At 58.6% G+C, this 17,149-nt stretch carries 22 protein-coding genes; 20 read left to right on the plus strand and 2 right to left on the minus strand.

Going from position 1 to position 17,149, the window contains the following annotated elements:
* Nucleotides 1–81: 81 nt before the first annotated feature.
* Both VLY20_08080 and VLY20_08085 read right to left on the minus strand, forming a co-directional pair.
* Nucleotides 82–387 carry a type II toxin-antitoxin system RelE/ParE family toxin gene (locus tag VLY20_08080; GenBank protein ID HUK56601.1) on the minus strand — a complete coding sequence of 102 codons (306 nt, stop codon included), beginning with the start codon at nt 385–387 and terminating at the stop codon, nt 82–84.
* Complete coding sequence (locus VLY20_08085) at nt 380–658, minus strand: type II toxin-antitoxin system Phd/YefM family antitoxin (protein ID HUK56602.1); 279 nt, start codon at nt 656–658, stop codon at nt 380–382. The genes VLY20_08080 and VLY20_08085 overlap by 8 nt, the downstream gene beginning before the upstream one ends.
* A gap of 193 nt (nt 659–851) precedes the next feature.
* Here VLY20_08085 and nth point away from each other — a divergent pair, with 193 nt between their 5' ends.
* The 20 genes from nth to VLY20_08185 form a co-directional block, all read left to right on the plus strand.
* On the plus strand, nt 852–1,487 hold the full coding sequence (gene nth, locus VLY20_08090) for an endonuclease III (protein HUK56603.1): 636 nt from the start codon (nt 852–854) through the stop codon (nt 1,485–1,487).
* 80 nt (nt 1,488–1,567) lie between these two features.
* Nucleotides 1,568–2,446: a YicC/YloC family endoribonuclease gene (locus tag VLY20_08095; GenBank protein HUK56604.1), complete on the plus strand. Its 879-nt coding sequence runs from the start codon at nt 1,568–1,570 to the stop codon at nt 2,444–2,446.
* A gap of 213 nt (nt 2,447–2,659) precedes the next feature.
* On the plus strand, nt 2,660–3,313 hold the full coding sequence (gene gmk / locus VLY20_08100) for a guanylate kinase (protein ID HUK56605.1): 654 nt from the start codon (nt 2,660–2,662) through the stop codon (nt 3,311–3,313).
* A 33-nt stretch (nt 3,314–3,346) separates the two neighbouring features.
* Nucleotides 3,347–3,727, plus strand: a complete 381-nt coding sequence (gene rpoZ / locus VLY20_08105) for a DNA-directed RNA polymerase subunit omega (GenBank protein ID HUK56606.1) — start codon at nt 3,347–3,349, stop codon at nt 3,725–3,727.
* A 13-nt stretch (nt 3,728–3,740) separates the two neighbouring features.
* The gene (gene coaBC / locus VLY20_08110; GenBank protein HUK56607.1) at nt 3,741–4,967 is read left to right on the plus strand and encodes a bifunctional phosphopantothenoylcysteine decarboxylase/phosphopantothenate--cysteine ligase CoaBC; all 1,227 of its coding nucleotides are present in this window, start codon (nt 3,741–3,743) and stop codon (nt 4,965–4,967) included.
* 59 nt (nt 4,968–5,026) lie between these two features.
* The gene (locus VLY20_08115) at nt 5,027–6,142 is read left to right on the plus strand and encodes a tetratricopeptide repeat protein (protein ID HUK56608.1); all 1,116 of its coding nucleotides are present in this window, start codon (nt 5,027–5,029) and stop codon (nt 6,140–6,142) included.
* A gap of 5 nt (nt 6,143–6,147) precedes the next feature.
* Entirely contained in the window at nt 6,148–6,498 is a 351-nt protein-coding gene (locus VLY20_08120) for a hypothetical protein (GenBank protein HUK56609.1), read from the plus strand.
* Between the two features lie 13 nt (nt 6,499–6,511).
* Nucleotides 6,512–6,964 carry a type II 3-dehydroquinate dehydratase gene (aroQ, locus tag VLY20_08125; protein ID HUK56610.1) on the plus strand — a complete coding sequence of 151 codons (453 nt, stop codon included), beginning with the start codon at nt 6,512–6,514 and terminating at the stop codon, nt 6,962–6,964.
* Nucleotides 6,965–7,007: 43 nt separating this feature from the next.
* Nucleotides 7,008–7,565, plus strand: a complete 558-nt coding sequence (gene efp / locus VLY20_08130) for an elongation factor P (GenBank protein ID HUK56611.1) — start codon at nt 7,008–7,010, stop codon at nt 7,563–7,565.
* A 6-nt stretch (nt 7,566–7,571) separates the two neighbouring features.
* Entirely contained in the window at nt 7,572–8,039 is a 468-nt protein-coding gene (gene accB / locus VLY20_08135; GenBank protein HUK56612.1) for an acetyl-CoA carboxylase biotin carboxyl carrier protein, read from the plus strand.
* A gap of 56 nt (nt 8,040–8,095) precedes the next feature.
* Nucleotides 8,096–9,457 (plus strand): acetyl-CoA carboxylase biotin carboxylase subunit, encoded by a 1,362-nt coding sequence (accC, locus tag VLY20_08140; protein HUK56613.1) that lies wholly within the window; start codon nt 8,096–8,098, stop codon nt 9,455–9,457.
* A 65-nt stretch (nt 9,458–9,522) separates the two neighbouring features.
* Nucleotides 9,523–10,182, plus strand: a complete 660-nt coding sequence (gene thiE / locus VLY20_08145; GenBank protein HUK56614.1) for a thiamine phosphate synthase — start codon at nt 9,523–9,525, stop codon at nt 10,180–10,182.
* A 96-nt stretch (nt 10,183–10,278) separates the two neighbouring features.
* A complete protein-coding gene (locus tag VLY20_08150) occupies nt 10,279–11,598 on the plus strand; it encodes a TolC family protein (protein ID HUK56615.1) in 1,320 nt (439 codons plus the stop codon).
* Between the two features lie 259 nt (nt 11,599–11,857).
* A complete protein-coding gene (locus tag VLY20_08155; protein ID HUK56616.1) occupies nt 11,858–12,868 on the plus strand; it encodes an NHL repeat-containing protein in 1,011 nt (336 codons plus the stop codon).
* Nucleotides 12,869–12,933: 65 nt separating this feature from the next.
* Nucleotides 12,934–13,632 (plus strand): response regulator transcription factor, encoded by a 699-nt coding sequence (locus tag VLY20_08160; GenBank protein ID HUK56617.1) that lies wholly within the window; start codon nt 12,934–12,936, stop codon nt 13,630–13,632.
* On the plus strand, nt 13,622–14,947 hold the full coding sequence (locus VLY20_08165) for a HAMP domain-containing sensor histidine kinase (GenBank protein ID HUK56618.1): 1,326 nt from the start codon (nt 13,622–13,624) through the stop codon (nt 14,945–14,947). The genes VLY20_08160 and VLY20_08165 overlap by 11 nt, the downstream gene beginning before the upstream one ends.
* 28 nt (nt 14,948–14,975) lie before the next feature.
* Nucleotides 14,976–15,380, plus strand: a complete 405-nt coding sequence (locus tag VLY20_08170; GenBank protein HUK56619.1) for a hypothetical protein — start codon at nt 14,976–14,978, stop codon at nt 15,378–15,380.
* The gene (locus tag VLY20_08175) at nt 15,377–15,598 is read left to right on the plus strand and encodes a hypothetical protein (protein ID HUK56620.1); all 222 of its coding nucleotides are present in this window, start codon (nt 15,377–15,379) and stop codon (nt 15,596–15,598) included. Before VLY20_08170 ends, VLY20_08175 begins: the two co-directional genes overlap by 4 nt.
* Before the next feature lie 6 nt (nt 15,599–15,604).
* Nucleotides 15,605–16,882, plus strand: coding sequence for an MdtA/MuxA family multidrug efflux RND transporter periplasmic adaptor subunit (locus VLY20_08180; protein HUK56621.1), 1,278 nt, complete (start codon nt 15,605–15,607; stop codon nt 16,880–16,882).
* Nucleotides 16,883–16,958: 76 nt separating this feature from the next.
* A partial coding sequence (locus tag VLY20_08185) for an efflux RND transporter permease subunit (GenBank protein ID HUK56622.1) occupies nt 16,959–17,149 on the plus strand: 191 nt, incomplete at its 3' end.

A 17,149-nucleotide genomic window follows, 5' to 3' on the forward strand; every position in this document is an offset into this window, starting at 1 on the left:
CTAACCCCTGTTGGAGCCGCTGGCGACTCGGCGGGGGCGCGGCTTTTTGACTTAATGGCCGCCCCGGGAGAAAGTTGACTCTCACCCTTCTTCAATCTGCTGGGCGCCGTGATGCACGGTCAGGATTTCGACTCGTGATTTTTTGGAGACAACACGGTAGATGATGCGGTAATGGCCGATGATCACTTCTCGAAGGCCGGAAGTCGGGAACTCTGGAACCATCCGTCCGGAGTTTGGAAATCGGGCGAGCCGGGCGACTTTCTTTTTGATCTCTTTCCCAAAGCGTTGAGCCGCCTCCGGATCATCCGCCTTGATGTACTGAACAACCTCCAACAGGCTTCGCAGGGCCGGAGCGGTCCATTCGACGGCGTAAAGTTTCTTAGGCATTCAGGAGTTCGTCCAATTGCCGCATGGCTTCCTTGTGGCGGACCCGATCTCCTTTTTCGGCAGCCTGAAGTCCCCGAATGATCGCTTCCAACAATTCAAGCCGCTCCAGCCTATTCTCGTACTCTTTGACATCTTCGATCACGGCGGCCGAACGGCCCCGCTGGGTCAGAATGAGCGGCCGCCGGGTTTTCTTGATCTTCCGAAGCAGATCGGCTGCTTGGGTGCGGAAATCGGTTACCGGTGTTACATCCTCGGCGAACTTAGCTCTCATATCGAAGATCTCCTTTTAGAAGTACTTTTTTCGATCGGTCTAATGTACTGTAAAAATACCTTATTTAGGGTCGAATGTCAATTCAAGTATGAGATGATTTCATCCGTAATCATGGTCGCAAACAACGACAATCTTCATTGACCGGCTTCACGATCGTTGCTACAATGTCCTCAGACGGCTGACGGGGGGCTTCTTGAATAAGCTCGAACAACTTATAAAAATTCTCGACCGCGAATTTCCGGACCCGAAGGTCGAGCTTCATTACGAGACCCCCTTGGAACTCCTGATCGCCACGATCCTTTCGGCCCAATGCACCGATGACCGCGTCAACAAGGTCACGCCGCATCTGTTTAACAAGTACAAGACCGCGGCGGACTACGCCAGGGCGGATCCGTCCGTTCTTGAGCAGGAAATCCGGTCCACCGGCTTCTACAAGAACAAGGCCAAAAACATCATCGGGTGCGGCCGGGCCCTGGTCGAGAAGCACGCCGGCCGGGTTCCGCAAACGATGGATGAGCTGGTCGAGCTGCCCGGCGTCTGGCGCAAAACGGCCAATGTCATCCTGGGAAACTGTTTCGGCCGCCCGGCCATCGTGGTGGATACGCATGTCCGGCGGGTCAGTCAACGCCTGGGATTGACCCGGTCGGACGACCCGGATGAAATCGAGACGGAACTCGGCCGTTTCATTCCCGAAAAGAAATGGACCCGCGTCTCGCACCAGCTTCTGCTCCACGGCCGCCACGTCTGCAAGGCGAAAAACCCCCGGTGTCCGGACTGCGGACTCAAGCCGATCTGCCGTTATTTCAAGCAGGAGCGCAAGGCCGGTTGATCCCGGCCGGGGCGCCGGTTTGTTTGACAAACCGGGCCGTTCTCTATATAATGACTGGTTTATTAGCCAGGCGAGGTTTGATGATTGAAAGCATGACCGGCTACGGCCGAAGCGAGGGAAGTTACCGCGACCTGACGATCGTTGCGGAGCTTCGGTCGACCAATCATAAATACTGCGATATCACGGTTCGGCTGCCCAAGCTTTTGCTCCCTCTCGAGACCGTTCTTCGGAAACAGGTGCAGCAACGATTCACCCGCGGCCGGCTGGAAGTGGCCGTATCGATCAACGGCGCCAACGAGCAGCCGAAGCAACTCGACGTGGACCTCGAGCTCGCCCGCCAGTATTCCCGGATTCTCAAAGACCTGAAGGCCAAGCTTGATTTGCCGGGCCCGGTGGATCTGGCCCTGTTGATGAATTTCAAGGACATCATCACGACCGCGGAATGGACCGGGACGACGGACGCCCTGGCGGCGCAGGTCCGGGGACTCCTGAACGAAGCCATGGACCGCTTGGAAGCCATGCGCCGGAAAGAGGGGCGTGCGCTGGTCCGCGATCTCGGTCAGCGTCTCCGGTTGATCGAGAAGGCGCTGCGTCACATCCAGTCGCGCGTCCCGGCGATGGTTCGGGGCTATCAGGCCCGCCTCAACGAGCGCATTGAACGATTAACCCAAGGGGTTAAATTGGACCCGGCTCGGTTGGCCCAAGAGGTGGCTGTTTTTGCCGAACGATCGGATGTGAGCGAGGAACTGACCCGATTAAAAAGTCACCTGAACCAGTTCAGGACCATGATGCAGGGACGGGAGTCCATCGGGCGAAGCCTGGATTTTCTCATCCAGGAAATGAACCGGGAGGTCAACACGATCGGGTCCAAGGCCAGCGACGCCTCCATCGCGATGAAGGTGGTCGGCATCAAGAGCGAGTTGGAAAAGCTCAGGGAACAGGTTCAAAACATCGAATGACGGTCGGTTCGCGGTCAATTTGTAGGGGCTCGCGTCGCCGCTATTATCTATGGGGGCCCGTGCGGGCATTGCTCTTCCGATGCCCCCATACCCCGCGCTCGGACAGGCGAAGCCTGATCCTCGCTTTTCACCGGCCAAGCCGGATGGAGCGACTCGACCGAGCTCGTCGAGGTCCTCCCCCTCCCGCTCGCCGTGCTCGCTGGAAAGAGGCTTATGCGTGACAGTGCAGAACCCAAAGGCAAAGGAAGCACGGCGTCCAGAAGAACGGGGCTGCTTTTAGTGGTGTCCGCGCCCTCCGGCGCGGGTAAGACCACGTTATGCCGCGAGATGGCGCATACGATGCCCGGTCTGCAGTATTCCATTTCATACACGACGCGCTTGCCGCGTCCGAACGAGGTCGACGGAAAGGACTACTTCTTCATCGGGGAACCCGAGTTTATGCAGATGGTCCAGCGGAACGAATTTGCGGAATGGGCCAAGGTCCACAATCATTTCTATGGAACCCATGCGGGTTTTCTAAAACGGACGATGGCCGCCGGAACGGACGTTCTCCTGGATGTCGACGTTCAAGGGGCCAAATTATTAAAGAAGCGGTTTCCGGACGGAATTTTCATTTTCGTCCTCCCCCCCTCCATGGCGACGTTGATGGAGCGGCTCCGGGAGCGGCGATCGGACCCGCCGGAGGAGATCGAACGGCGCCTCCAAGTGGCGCGGAAAGAGATTCAAAATTTCATCGATTACGACTACATCATCGTCAACGATGACATTAAAAAGGCCATCCGTGATTTGGAATCCGTCATTTTGGCCGAACGCATCCGGATCAATCATGCGGATCCGGACTGGATCCGCGGGCAGTTCTTGAACTGAGCGCGGAACAAGCGAAAGGGAGGGTAGAGGAAAATGGACATCATGTCGCTGATTACGGATTATGACGATACCAAGATCGACAGCCGGTACCGGCTGGTCATCATTGCGGCGCAACGGGCCCGACAGCTGATGCAGGGTTCGAAGCCCCAGGTCACCAGCAAGTTTACCAAGGAAACCACGATCGCCCTGGACGAGGTATTGCAAGGCAAAACGGAGTTCATGACGGGCAAGGAGGCCAAAGTGGCCATGAAGGAAGCCATGCTCGCCCGTGAGATCGAGGATCGGGCCCGCGCCCGGGCCAAGGCGAAGGCGCTGCTGCCGCAGGAGGATGAAACCGAGATCAAGAAGGACCTGAGCATTTATGTCAGTGACCATAAGGAGGAAGCGCTTCCCGTGGTCGAGCCGGAAGAGTGACGGATAGAGCCCGATGGAAGCGGATCTGCAAGGCCAACATATCCTTTTGGGAGTCACGGGAAGCATCGCGGCCTACAAGTCGGTTCTGATCCTAAGGCAACTCATCCAGGCCGGGGGGAAGGTCACGGTGGTGATGACGTCGTCCGCGCAGCAATTCATCACCCCGCTGACGTTTCAGGTCCTGTCCCGTCGTCCCGTCTTCACGAACCTGTTTGATCCGAGCGATGAAATCCGCCACCTGACGTTGGCCGAGCAGGTCGATCTGATTCTGATCGCCCCGGCCACGGCCAACGTCATCGGCAAAATCGCGAACGGGATTGCGGACGACCTCCTGACCACGCTGGCGGTGGCCAGTTCATCTCCGATCGTGATCGCCCCGGCCATGGACGGCGATATGTGGACCCATCCCGTGTTGCAGCGCAACCTGTCCATTTTGGAAGGTCTGGGTGTTCGCGTCGTGTCTCCCGAAGAGGGTCCTCTCGCCTCCGGGAAGGAGGGGACGGGCCGTTTGGCTTCGGAGGGCCGGATCGTGGAGGCCGTCTTGAGCCGACTGAGAAAACGGGGCGACCTGAAAGGAGAAACGGTCCTGGTGACGGCCGGACCCACGAGGGAAGCGATCGATCCGGTTCGGTTTATTTCGAATCGATCGTCGGGCAAAATGGGCTATGCGCTGGCTCGCGCCGCTCAGGGACGCGGGGCGCGGGTCATTCTGGTCAGCGGTCCGACGCCGCTTCCGAGCCCCGCCAAGGTGGAACGGATTCAGGTCCAATCCGCGGATGAAATGCGGGAGGCCGTTTTGCGCTATTGGCCCGAGTCGACCGTGCTCATCATGGCGGCCGCAGTCTCGGATTATCGCCCCCGTCGTCGTTCGGAACAAAAACTTAAAAAGAATCATGAAGCCCTGTTCCTCGAGCTTGAACCCACGCCGGATATCCTGACGGAAGTCCGCTCACGGCGGGGCCGTCAAATCGTGGTCGGCTTCGCGGCCGAGACGGAGGACGTCTTGAGCCGGGCCCGATCCAAGCTGGCGCAAAAAGGACTCGATCTCATCGTGGCCAACGATGTAACCCAGGAAGGGGCGGGTTTTGACCTGGACACCAACATTGTAACCTTGATCGATGCTCAGGGCGGAACCCGGGCGTTGCCCAAATTATCAAAGGCCGAAGCGGCCGAGCAAATCCTGGATCGGATCAACGAGTTGAAGAGTCGATCCGGAACGGGAGACCGTCCGCTTCGTTGACTTTTATCCGGGATTTGTTATGATGGGGCTGCCCGAACCCGCATCTCTTGTGGAGGTCTATGGATAAAAAAAAGGAACAGGGAAAACCTCTTTCCCCCGAAATCGCCAAGCTCTCTGAAAAATGGGCCAAGGACCCCAAATCGAGACTCTTTGTGCCGTTGGCGGAGGAATATTTGAAGTCCGGAATGCTTCACGAAGCCCAAATCGTGTTGACCGACGGGTTGAAGATCCATCCGAATTTTCATACGGCCCGGACGATTCTGGGGAAAGTATACCTTGAAAAAGGTCAAATCGCCGAAGCGAAGGCGGAATTTGAACAGGTGATCAAGGTTGATCCGGAGAACCTTCTTGCGCATCGCAAGCTGGCCAATCTTTACCATGAATCGGGCGAGTGGGACAAGGCGCGGATCTCCTGCCGGGCGGTTCTGCTGTCCAGTCCCAAGGACCCCGAGATGAAACTTATCTCGGACGAATTGGATCGCATCGAAGAATCGAAACGGCAAAAGCTGCAGGCGCAAATGACCGTTTCAACCGAAGCGGGGTCGCTTGAGATGCAGGTTGAACAGACCGCCCATGCCACGCTTCCGTTGGAAGCGCCACCGGTCGAAAAAGAAACGGCCCGTGACGTTCCTCCGGAAAAGATCGAAGCTCCGTCGGCCGTAATCAATCTCGGCGGGCCCGAACCCGCTTTGGAACAGGTCCCGGAGCCGCCGGCGTCCGAAGCCGCCGCGGTGCCGGACGGCGTTGCAATCTCTGAAACGGAAACGGTCCGGCCCAGCGAGCCTTCGATCGAAGCAGCCCCGGCCGCTCCGGCGCCGACCGAAGAAATTACCACCGAGGCCCTAGCCGATCTGTATATCCGGCAAGGCTTTTATGAAAAAGGAATCGCGATCTATCGACGCTTGCTCGCGAAGGATCCGGCCAATCAGGTCTTGTTCAAAAAGCTGGAGGAAACCGTTGAATTGGCCAGGCTGCTGAACGAGGGTCCGCAACTCAAAACCAAAACGGCCCCCGCCCCCGAAGCTCCTCCTCCTGCGTCCGCGCCGGCGCCGGAGACTCCAACGGCCTCTCCCGCGGCCGAACCCGCACCGGCCAGAGATCAAGAGCGACAAAAGATGCTCAAGATCCAACGGCTTCAATCCTGGTTGGACAGCATTAAAAAGGGGCAGGGCTGATGGGGATGGCCGACGCCCTGCAGGGTGTGATCGACGATCTCGATGAAGCGCGCGGGGCGGCACTCGTCGGAATGGACGGGATCGTCGTGGAAGAGAGGAAGCACGATGGCCAGCTCGATCTCCAGGCGCTCGGGGCCGAGTTCAGCGGGCTGCTCAGGACGGCCGGGAAACTGGGCGACTCGGTCGGGTTCGGAGGGATCCTGGAACTGGTCACCAGCGCCGAACGCTCCGTGGTGGTTCTCCGGCAGGTGACGGCCGAGTATTTCCTGATCCTGGTGATTCAAGCCGACGGAAATTTGGGGAAGGCGCGGTTTCTCCTGCGGCGCGCCGGCGCGCAACTCAAAACGGAATTGTGAGGCTGGAATCACCGTGGATCGGATTCTGGTGTTGCATGGTCCGAATTTAAATCTATTGGGAACCCGCGAAACCTCGGTGTATGGAACCCTGCCCTTGCCCGAGATCGACCGGCAGCTCAGGACGCTGGCCGAGAAAGAAGGGGTGGAACTGACCATCGAACAGTCCAACTCCGAGGGAGAGCTGGTGACTCTGATTCAGAAGGCTTCCGGCCGATATCAGGCGGTGCTGATTAACCCCGCGGCGTATACTCATACCAGCATCGCGCTGCGCGACGCCGTCGCTGCGGTGGGCCTGCCCACCGTTGAAGTCCACCTCTCGAACATTTATCAGCGTGAAGCCTTTCGTCGGCATTCGTACATCTCGGATGTGTCCGTCGGGCAGGTCAGCGGTTTCGGCGCTTACAGTTATCAATTGGGGCTGTTGGCCGTGATCCACCATTTGAGAACGAAACCGCAACAGACCTGACCGTTTGTCCATAAACCCGAATAACAGGTGAGGAGGAGTGGGTGTGATTTCGACTACGGAGTTTCGGAACGGCGCCAAGGTGGAAATTTCGGGTGAACCGTTCGTCATTATCGAGTTTCAGCATGTCAAGCCCGGAAAAGGCGGGGCCTTTGTGCGGACGCGGCTGAAAAGCCTTAAATCCGGTAACGTGCTGGAGCGCACGTATCGCTCGGGCGAGACGTTGGACGAGCCGGACATCGAGGAAAAAGAGATGCAGTTCCTGTACGCCCAGGGGCGCGAATTCCATTTTATGGACACGTCCACGTACGAGCAGTTGGCTTTCGACCAGGATCAATTGGGCGACAGCCGCGATTTCTTGAAGGAGAACATGCTGGTGAAGATTCTAATCTACAAAGGCAAACCCTTGACCGTGGAAGTCCCCACGTTTGTGGCATTGAAGATCGCCCGGACGGATCCCGGCGTGCGCGGGGATACGGCCAGCGGCGGAACCAAACCGGCGGTGCTGGAGACCGGGGCGACCATCAAGGTGCCCTTGTATCTGGAAGAAGGGGAAGTCATCAAGATCGATACCCGATCCCGGTCCTATGTGGAACGGGCATAGGGAATTATGAATCTTAAGGAACTCAAAGAGCTGATCGAGCTGATCCAGAAAAGCCAGATCGCCGAATTGGAACTGGAAAAATCCGGGGTGCGGGTCCGGATCAAAAGAGACCGCGTCCAGATGGCGCCGCCTCCCGTGTCCGAGGAAGCCGCGCCGGCCCCCCCCGCGCCTGCGGAGACCCCGCTTCCTCAGGCGGCCCCGCCGCCTCCCGCGATTCCGGCCGGATGGCTGACGTTGACGGCCCCGGTCGTGGGGACGTTTTATCGGGCTCCATCTCCGGACTCGGACCCCTACGTCGAGATCGGAAGCCAGGTCAAAAAAGGGCAGATTCTTTGCGTGATCGAGGCGATGAAGTTGATGAACGAGATCGAGTCGGAATGGGACGGAAAAATAGTCGAGATCCTGACCGAGAACGCCCAACCGGTTGAGTACGGCGAGCCCTTGTTCCGCATCGAGCCTCTGACGCCGACCTAACGCACGGCCGAACGGAACCGTTTCGGAAACCATCGTCGGGAATCCAAGGGACGCTCATGTTTAAAAAAATTTTGGTGGCCAATCGTAGCGAGATCGCGGTCCGGATCATCCAGGCGTGTCGCGAGCTTGGGATCAAGACGGTCGCGGTTTACTCGGAGGCCGATGCGCAGGCTCTTCACGTCCGGTTGGCGGATGAACATCTGTGCATCGGACCGTCGGACGCCGCTCTCAGTTACCGCAATATTCCGAACATCCTGAGCGCGGCGGAGATCACGGGCGCCGAGGCCATTCATCCGGGATACGGATTCCTGGCGGAAAACGCGCATTTCGCGGAGGTCTGTCAGTCGGTCGGGATCAAATTCATCGGGCCGACCTCGGAGAACATCGCCATGATGGGCGACAAGGCCAAGGCCCGGGAGCTGATGACGAAACAAGGCATCCCTGTCTTGCCCGGCAGCCTGGGGGTGCTCTCGGAAGAAAAGGAAGCCCTGGCGGCGGCGAAGCGCATCGGCTATCCGGTCATCATCAAGGCCACGGCGGGCGGGGGCGGCCGGGGCATGCGGGTCGTGACGCAGGACGAAGACTTCCTGTCGGCCTTTCAAACGGCTCAGGCCGAGGCGAAGACCGCGTTCGGGGACAGCGGGGTTTATCTGGAAAAATATTTTCTCGAGCCTCGGCACATCGAGGTCCAAATCATGGCGGATGAAAAAGGCCGGACGGTCTATTTGGGCGAACGGGATTGTTCCGTTCAGCGCCGGCATCAAAAACTCATTGAAGAATCGCCGTCGGCGGCGGTCGGGGAGGCGCTTCGGCGGGAGATCGGGCTCGTCGCCGTCGCGGCGGCCCGGTCGGTCAATTACTGCAACGTCGGAACCGTGGAATTCCTCCTGGACAAGGATCAGCGGTTCTACTTTATGGAGATGAACACGCGGATCCAGGTCGAGCACCCGGTGACCGAGATGGTGACCGGGATCGACATGATCAAAGAGCAGATCAAGATCGCGGCCGGACTTCCGCTCGATGTTCGTCAAAGCGAAATCAAATTGCGGGGTCACAGCTTTGAATGCCGGATCAATGCCGAGTGTCCGGACACCTTTACGCCTTCACCCGGAACCATCACGGTTTTTCGAACGCCCGGCGGGCCGGGCGTTCGCGTGGATTCCGCCGTGATCTGCGACGACGTGGTTTCCCCGTATTACGACTCGCTCATCGCCAAACTCATCGTCCATGCCGAGAACCGGGAGGCCGCGATGGCCCGCATGCGACGGGCCTTGGACGAGTTCATGATCGAGGGGATCAAAACAACCCTCCCCCTTCACAAGCGGATCTTCGACGACCCCGTGTTTCAGAAAGGGCGGATCTCGACCGGCTATCTCGAAAAATTTCTCTCCTCGGAGCAGGCCCGGGTCGCCGGTTGAAGATGAAAGCACCCGATCCCATTCCCTCGGGGGGGCCGTCCGGCAAGGACAAAACGGGCCCTCCGATGTCCCCGGTTTCCTCGGCGGCTCCGGGCCGGACCGGTCGGCTGCCCTCCGGTCTCTACCTGATCTTGGATCATGGGTTATTGGCCGGGCGGTCCTTGACCGACGTGGCCCTTCAGGCCATCGCCGGGGGGGCCGAGTGCCTTCAATACCGCGCGAAGAATCTCTCCAAGCGGGAAGCGTATTTCAACGCCCTTCAACTTCGGGCGCTGACTCGTCAAAACGGGGCGACGTTTCTGGTGAATGATTGGGTGGATCTCGCCCTGGCCGTCGGGTGCGACGGAGTCCATCTGGGACAGGACGATCTGCCGTTGTCCGCGGCCCGCGCACTCCTGGGGCCGGATCCCATCATCGGGGTATCGGTCCATACGCTTGAGCAGGCCCGGGAGGCCGAAAGAGGCGGGGCGGATTATCTCGGGATCGGTCCCGTCTTTTCGTCGACGACGAAACAGGCCCGACCCCCATTGGGTTGCGACGCGTTGAAGACGTTTCGTGAACAGGTTCGAATTCCCATCGTGGCCATCGGCGGCATTTCCCGGTTGAATGTCCGGCAGGTGATGGCCACCCGTGTCGACGGGGTCGCGGTGGTCTCGGCCGTTCTCTCACAGCCGGACATCCAGGCGGCGACGGCCGATCTGGCGACGATCCTTAAGTCCGGTTGACCGGCCTGGAACGAAAAAACGCCGGTCACTAACCGGTTTGGTTTGGCCCGGATCCAAGATTTTGGATGGCGGATGCGGGTCGGGGAGGGGGTGACAATGATGAAGAGAACGTTCGTGTCGATTGGTTTCCTGCTGGCCGTTTCAACGGCCTCGCAAAAAGTTCAAGGTGAAACATTTTCGTTGAACCAAGTCTATTCGTTGACGATTCAGGAAAATGAACAGGTTCAGATTGCCCGTGAGGACATCCGGGTCTCGGAGCTGGACCGCTCGCGTGCCGTCTCAACCGTTCTGCCCAAGGTGACCCTTACGGGGACCTACGACCGGTATCCGGAAAAAACGCAGGATCTGGGCGGGTTGGCCGTGGATCTTCAACCGCAATACGCATACGGAGGGCAGATCAAGGTCGAGCAGCCGCTTTTCGCGGGCGGGAAGAACATGGCCGGAATCCGGATCGCGGATCGCCAGATCGAAGCGGCCCGTAAGAGTCTCAACCTTTCGACCGAGGCGTTGTTGATCCAAGCGGCCCAGGCCTACTACGGAATGCTCAAGTCGCAAAAAAATCTGGAGGCCCAGCGGCGGGACGTCGAACGTTTGACCGAACATCGCCGGCTGGCGGAGCTGCGATATAAAGTCGGGGAAGTCACGGAATCGGTTCTGCTTCGAGCGGAAGCCCAACTGGCCGGCGCCCAGGCCGATCTGGTCGCGCGCGAAAATGACCTGGCCGTGAAGCGGCGGGAGCTCCGAAACTTCGCGGACCTGCCGGAAGAATTTGAAATCGAAGATCCCCCGCTTCCGGAGATCCCGGGCGGGTCCGTCTCTCAATTGCTTGAGACGGCCGCGGCCCATCGGGACGACCTGAGCCAGAGCGAGATTCGGGAGCAACTCTCGGAACAGCAGGTGAGCTTTGCCCGGGGGAATTTTTTTCCGACCCTGAGCCTGGAGGGGGATTATTTCGGCCGTAACCAACATCCTCCCATAACCTTTACCGTCAATCAGAGCTGGTTGGCCGAGGCCAAGATCGAGTTCCCGATTTTTGAAGGCGGGCTCCGCCGGGCCGAACTGTCCCAGGCCCATGGACGTCTGAATCAGGATCGGTTGCGGACGGCGAACCTGAGAAAGCAGCTCGAGCTGGATGTGACGCGGTCGTTTCTGAACGTCCAGGCCATCGGCCGGGAGATCGAATCCCGGGAGGATCAGCTCCGGTTTGCCAAGAAGAATTACGAGATGATTTCCAAACAATTCACCTTCGGACTCGCGACGAACATCGATCTTCTGGATGCGAACCAGACCTTGATCGAGGCCGACCGGGATATGATCGAGGCCACCTACGACCGTCACTTGGCCATTCTGGATCTTCAACGCAGCACGGGGGTCTTCCTCTCAAAGGCGTTGGATGCGGCACAGAACCATTTGTGATGGGTTGATGAAATAGAGCCAATCCGTTTTTCCCGGCCGTCCCGCCGTGCGGTTTTACCTCCCGTCGACTCCGTACAAATTGTTACAACTTTTTACATCTGAGAAATGCTTATCGTCCAAAACTTTGGTAGTCTATGCATGGGTTCACGACCCTTCCGCGGAGTGCGGGCGCGTGATGGCCGATCATAGATTAAGCAAGGGAACCATCCAGGGAGGCCTTCCCTGGGATTACAGACCGAGAGAGCGGAAAGGAGATTCGATGCACCCGAAAGAGGTTGGCCGGATCAACGAGGCGAGATCGATGATGGGATGGTTGAAAGGGTCCGGTTGGCTGGGCCTGTTGTTGACCCTGGGGTTGTCGTACGGCTGCGGCAAGCCCACAACGAATTCCCAGGACTGCACCCAACTCCAGCGGATCTACGTGGTCGATGCGGGCGTCAACAAAATCGTTCGGACCAATGACATGGCCGGCACCTGCTGGATCACGCTTGGCACCACCGGCAGCGGGATCCTCCAGTTTAAGGATCCGAACGGTCTCTTTGTGGATACGGCCCAGAAGGTTTATGTGACCGACGGGGGCAACAACCGGATTGTGCGGACCGACAACATGGAGGGAACGAACTGGACCACCTTCGGCGGCTTTGGAAACGGGACCGGTCAATTTAGCAGTCCGCAGGGCATCTTCGTCGACCCGGCCGGGAAGATCTACGTGACCGATTCGGCCAACAACCGGATTGTGCGGATGGACGATATGGCCGGGACGAATTGGACCGCCTTCGGCGCCTTCGGGAACGGGACCGATCAATTCAACGCTCCCCAAAGCATCTTCGTGGATGCGGTCGGGGAGATCTACGTGACTGATTTGGGCAACAACCGGATTGTGCGGATGGATGACATGGCCGGGACCAACTGGACCGTCTTCGGCAGCTTCGGGAGCGGGACCGGTCAATTCAGCGGACCGGACGGCCTCTTTGTGGATGCCGCGCAGAAAATCTACGTGGCGGACGTCAACAACAACCGGATCGTGCGGATGGACGACATGGCCGGGACCAACTGGACCACCTTCGGCAGTTTCGGGATCGGGACGGACCAGTTTAGTTATCCGCAGGGCGTCACTCTGGATGCGTCCGGGAGGATCTACGTGACGGATTCGGCCAACAACCGGATTGCACGGATCGACGACATGTCGGGGACGGGCTGGGACCTCTTCGGCGCCTTCGGGACCGGCGCGAACGACTTTATCTCTCCGATTTCCATCATCATTCGATAGGCGGTCGATCGTATGGGATGCCAAGAAGTGACCGGACCGGCTTCGGTGTTTGTGGAGAATGACGTATGAATGCCCGTATCCTCATTATCGACGACGATGTCAAGCTGAACCAGCTTCTGGTCGGGTTTCTCGCCGATTTTGGATTCAAAGTCCAGACCGCCACCCGTCCCGAGGAAGGATTGAAAAAACTCAAACAGGAAGCGCCGGATCTGATCATCCTGGATGTCATGCTTCCCGGAATAAGCGGTTTTGAGGTCTGCAAGGCCATCCGTCAATCCTCTGCGGTCCCGATCATCATGCTGACGGCGAGGGGATTGGTGACGGATAAAGTGGTGGGCTTGGAACTGGGCGCGGACGATTATCTTCCCAAGCCGTTTGAGCCGAGGGAATTGGTGGCCCGCATCCAGTCGGTTCTTCGCCGGACGCACGGCATCGATAAGACGCCAATCCAAAAGTTCGGGAGATTGGAGGTCGACTTTCCCAGACGAACCGCAAAACTGGACGGAGAGATCGTCGATCTGACGACGAACGAATTTGCCGCGCTGGCCTTGCTGGTGCAAAACCGGGGAAAGGTGTTGAACCGGGACCGGATCCTGGAGGAACTGCGGGGGATGGAATACGAAGCCTTCAATCGTTCCGTCGACATCACCATGAGCCGGCTGCGTCATAAGCTGCGGGACGATCCGAAAACCCCCTCCTTCATTAAAACCGTGTGGGGGACGGGGTATGTCTTCATTCAAGATGAGGATCAGGATGAGAAGTAGCTGGATCAAAACGATCTTCAACTCCGTCTTTATGAAGCTGCTGCTGGTTCTCGTGGTGGCGGGAATTTGCATCAATCTGTCGGTGACCTCTTATATCCGGCATGAGCATGAAACGAACGAGCCGGCCATCCGCAACTCCGTTATTAATCACCTGAATTACATTATCAAGGATCTCGGCGATCCGCCCGACTTCGAGCGGGCCAAGCGCGTTGCCCAGGAGGCGTCGATCCAAATCGAATATCAGAGTCCGAGCCTGAACTGGTCCACCTCGGAGTCCGTTCCCCTTTCCCCTCAACTGAAATTGCGGCCGTCGCGTACCTACCCGAGGGTACTGATCGGAGAGAATCGCGGACGTCATATCTTTGTGATTGATCAAGGATCGGGCCGGCTTATTTTCCAATTGGGCCATGAGTTTAATTGGGACACCGTGGATATGGAAGCCGTGGGACGATTGATGGCCTTGCTCACGGCGATCCTCGCGGGGGCCTATCTTTTCATTCGATGGATTTTAAACCCCGTTAAGGCATTAACGGAAGGCGTGAGGGAGGTGAGCCGGGGAAACCTCGACCATCGTGTTCGACTCCGGCGATCGGATGAACTGGGTGAATTGGCCAAGATGTTCAATGCCATGACGGATCGGATCCGGAACATGCTCCGGGCCAAGGAACAATTGTTGTTGGACGTGAGCCACGAATTGCGTTCGCCCCTGACCCGGATGAAGGTCGCCCTTGAATCGCTCTCAGAAAGCTACGCGAAGAAAAACATCCGGGAGGACGTCGCCGAAATGGAGAAGATGGTGACCGAGATCCTTAAAACGGCGCGGTCCCACTACACGCACGGGCAACTCAATTTACAGCGTATCGATATGGTGGACCTTATAAAAGGGGTCGTCTCTGCATTTAAAGGTCAGCTCCCCGATATTCGGATGGGTGAGATGCCGGATCATATCGAACTGGATATGGATCCCGTTCGGGTTAAGACCGTGCTGAAGAACGTGTTGGACAATGCCGTCAAATATTCCTTCAATAGCAGCAAGCCCGTGGAAATCTCCATGGAAAACTGCAACCCCTATTGGATGGTCCGTATACGGGATAACGGCGTGGGGATTCCGGAAGACGAACTGCCGTATATCTTCGAGCCGTTTTACCGTGTGGATAAATCACGCTCCAAAGACACCGGGGGGTACGGTCTGGGGCTGAGCCTGTGCAAAACCGTCATGGAGGCGCATCAAGGGAAGATCGAGGTGGAGAGTTCGCCGGAAGGGGGCACCACCGTGTCCCTGTATTTTCTCCTCAATCATCATGAGGAGCCTTAGGCTTGCAGATAGAAAGGAGTCCGGAAAAATGGAACGATTGAGCATGGTCCAAGATCCCTGCGGGCTGGAAGGAGAAACGAGGCCGGTCCCCGCTTGCCTCGTCCTGATCAGCACGGCGAGACAACTGACGTGCGAAGATTTGTTGGAGTTGGTTGAGACGACAGGGGAATACGGCGCGAGGGTGCATATTGCTCTTGAATCGTGGCAGATCGTGGTCGAGGTCGCCGCGGGGCACGGCCAGCGGGTCCGGGAGGCAATCTGGCACTTGGGCCATTACTGTGTTGGTTTTTTGGGAGAGATCGATCGGATACCCGCTTTTTTGGTTTCGGAAACTGGAAATAAAGAAAAAAAGTCGAGCGCTTTCGTGAACGGCCGCCATGGAAGGAGAGGAATTCAATGGGTGCAAAAATCGGATTTTCGGCTGAACGTATGAAAGTGGCGCATGACCCTCTTGGGAACGGGTTCCGCGGCGCCGCGGTCTGCTCTCGCTGCGGGGGATTCATGGTGGCGGAGCCTTGTTACGATTTCCAGGTTCAACGTTGCATCCAGTGCGGCGACCTGGTGGATCCGGTCGTTCTCCTAAACCGCCAGCAGGGCTCAGCCGCTAGGCAGAAAACGAACAAGTTGGGCCAACACAGGAAGGCCGCGTAGCGTCCTATGGAGAACGACACCCTGAAAGGGAAACCTTCCGCGGTGTGGCCCCGACGGTGGTGGATCGGGCTGGCGGCGGTCTGCCTGCTCGTGGCGGGGGGCGCTGTCTTCTTCCTCATGCCATGGGGAAACGCGGAGCAGTCGCCTCGGTCCTCCGGCGGACGCCGGCACGGGTTTGACGTCTCGCAGCCCACGCCGGTGGCGGCGGTGCCCGCCACGCCGGGTGACATCGGCGTTTATCTTTCCGGTCTGGGCTCGGTCACGCCGATCGCCACTGTAACCGTGCGGAGCCTCGTCGACGGACAGCTGATGGACGTCTTGTTCCGCGAGGGCCAGATCGTGCATGCCGGCGAACTGCTGGCGGAGATCGATCCGCGTCCTTACCAGGCGCAGCTTGCCCAAGCCGAAGGGCAGATGGACCGCGACCAGGCGCTGCTCAAGAACGCATGGATCGATCTGGATCGCTACCGGGTGCTGTATCAGCAAGACTCGGTGGCGCAGCAACAGTTGGATACTCAGGAAGCCCTGGTCCACCAATACGAAGGGACCGTCAAGGTCGATCAGGCGGCCATTGACACGGCAAAATTGCAGCTGGTCTATTGCCGTATTACGGCGCCGGTCGGGGGGCGTTTGGGTCTGCGCCAAATCGATCCCGGCAACATCGTCCACGCGAGCGACCAGAACGGGTTGGTCGTCATCACACAGTTGCAACCGATCACGGTTGTTTTTGCCATCCCCGAAGACAGCATCCACGGCGTGATGAGCAAGCTGCGGGCGGGGGAAAAGCTGCCCGTCGAGGCCTATGACCGCGCCGGGAAGACGAAGCTCGCCACCGGCGCCTTGCTGACCGTGGACAACCAGATCGACCCGACCACCGGCACCGTCAAGCTGAAGGCGCAATTTGCCAACAACGACTACGGCCTGTTTCCCAACCAGTTCGTGAACGTGCAAATGTTGCTGGACACGCGGCGCGGCGCGACCCTCATCCCGACCGCGGCCGTCCAACAGGGGACGCAGGGGACCTTCGTCTATGTGGTCAAGACCGATCGTACCGTCACGGTTCGCTCAATCAAACTGGGTCCGACCCAGGGAGAGCGGGCCGCCGTCGAGACCGGACTTGTTCCCGGGGAACTGGTGGTCGTGGACGGGACCGGCAATTTGCGCGAAGGCGCCAAGGTGGAACTTGCTGCGCAGGATGCGCCAGCCGCGGACGACGCAGGGGCGCCGAAACACAACGCCGGACGGCACCGGGTCGGTGATCCGAGCTCCGTCGCTACGGAATAAGTCGGGAGAGGTCGGAAACCGCGGCCCCGCGAGGTCCTGCTCCTCGAGTGAGTGTGATTGATATGGATACCGACACATGAATCCTTCGCGTCCCTTCATCCTACGGCCTGTGGCGACCTCGCTGCTCATGGTCGCCATTCTGCTCGCCGGCATCATCGCGTATCGTCTGTTGCCGCTGTCGGCGCTGCCGGAAGTCGATTACCCGACCATCCAAGTCGTGACGCTCTACCCGGGGGCGAGCCCCGACGTGATGACCTCCTCGATCAC

The sequence above is a fragment of the Nitrospiria bacterium genome (genome assembly GCA_035517655.1).
Classification (GTDB): Bacteria; Nitrospirota; Nitrospiria; order JACQBZ01; family JACQBZ01; genus JACQBZ01.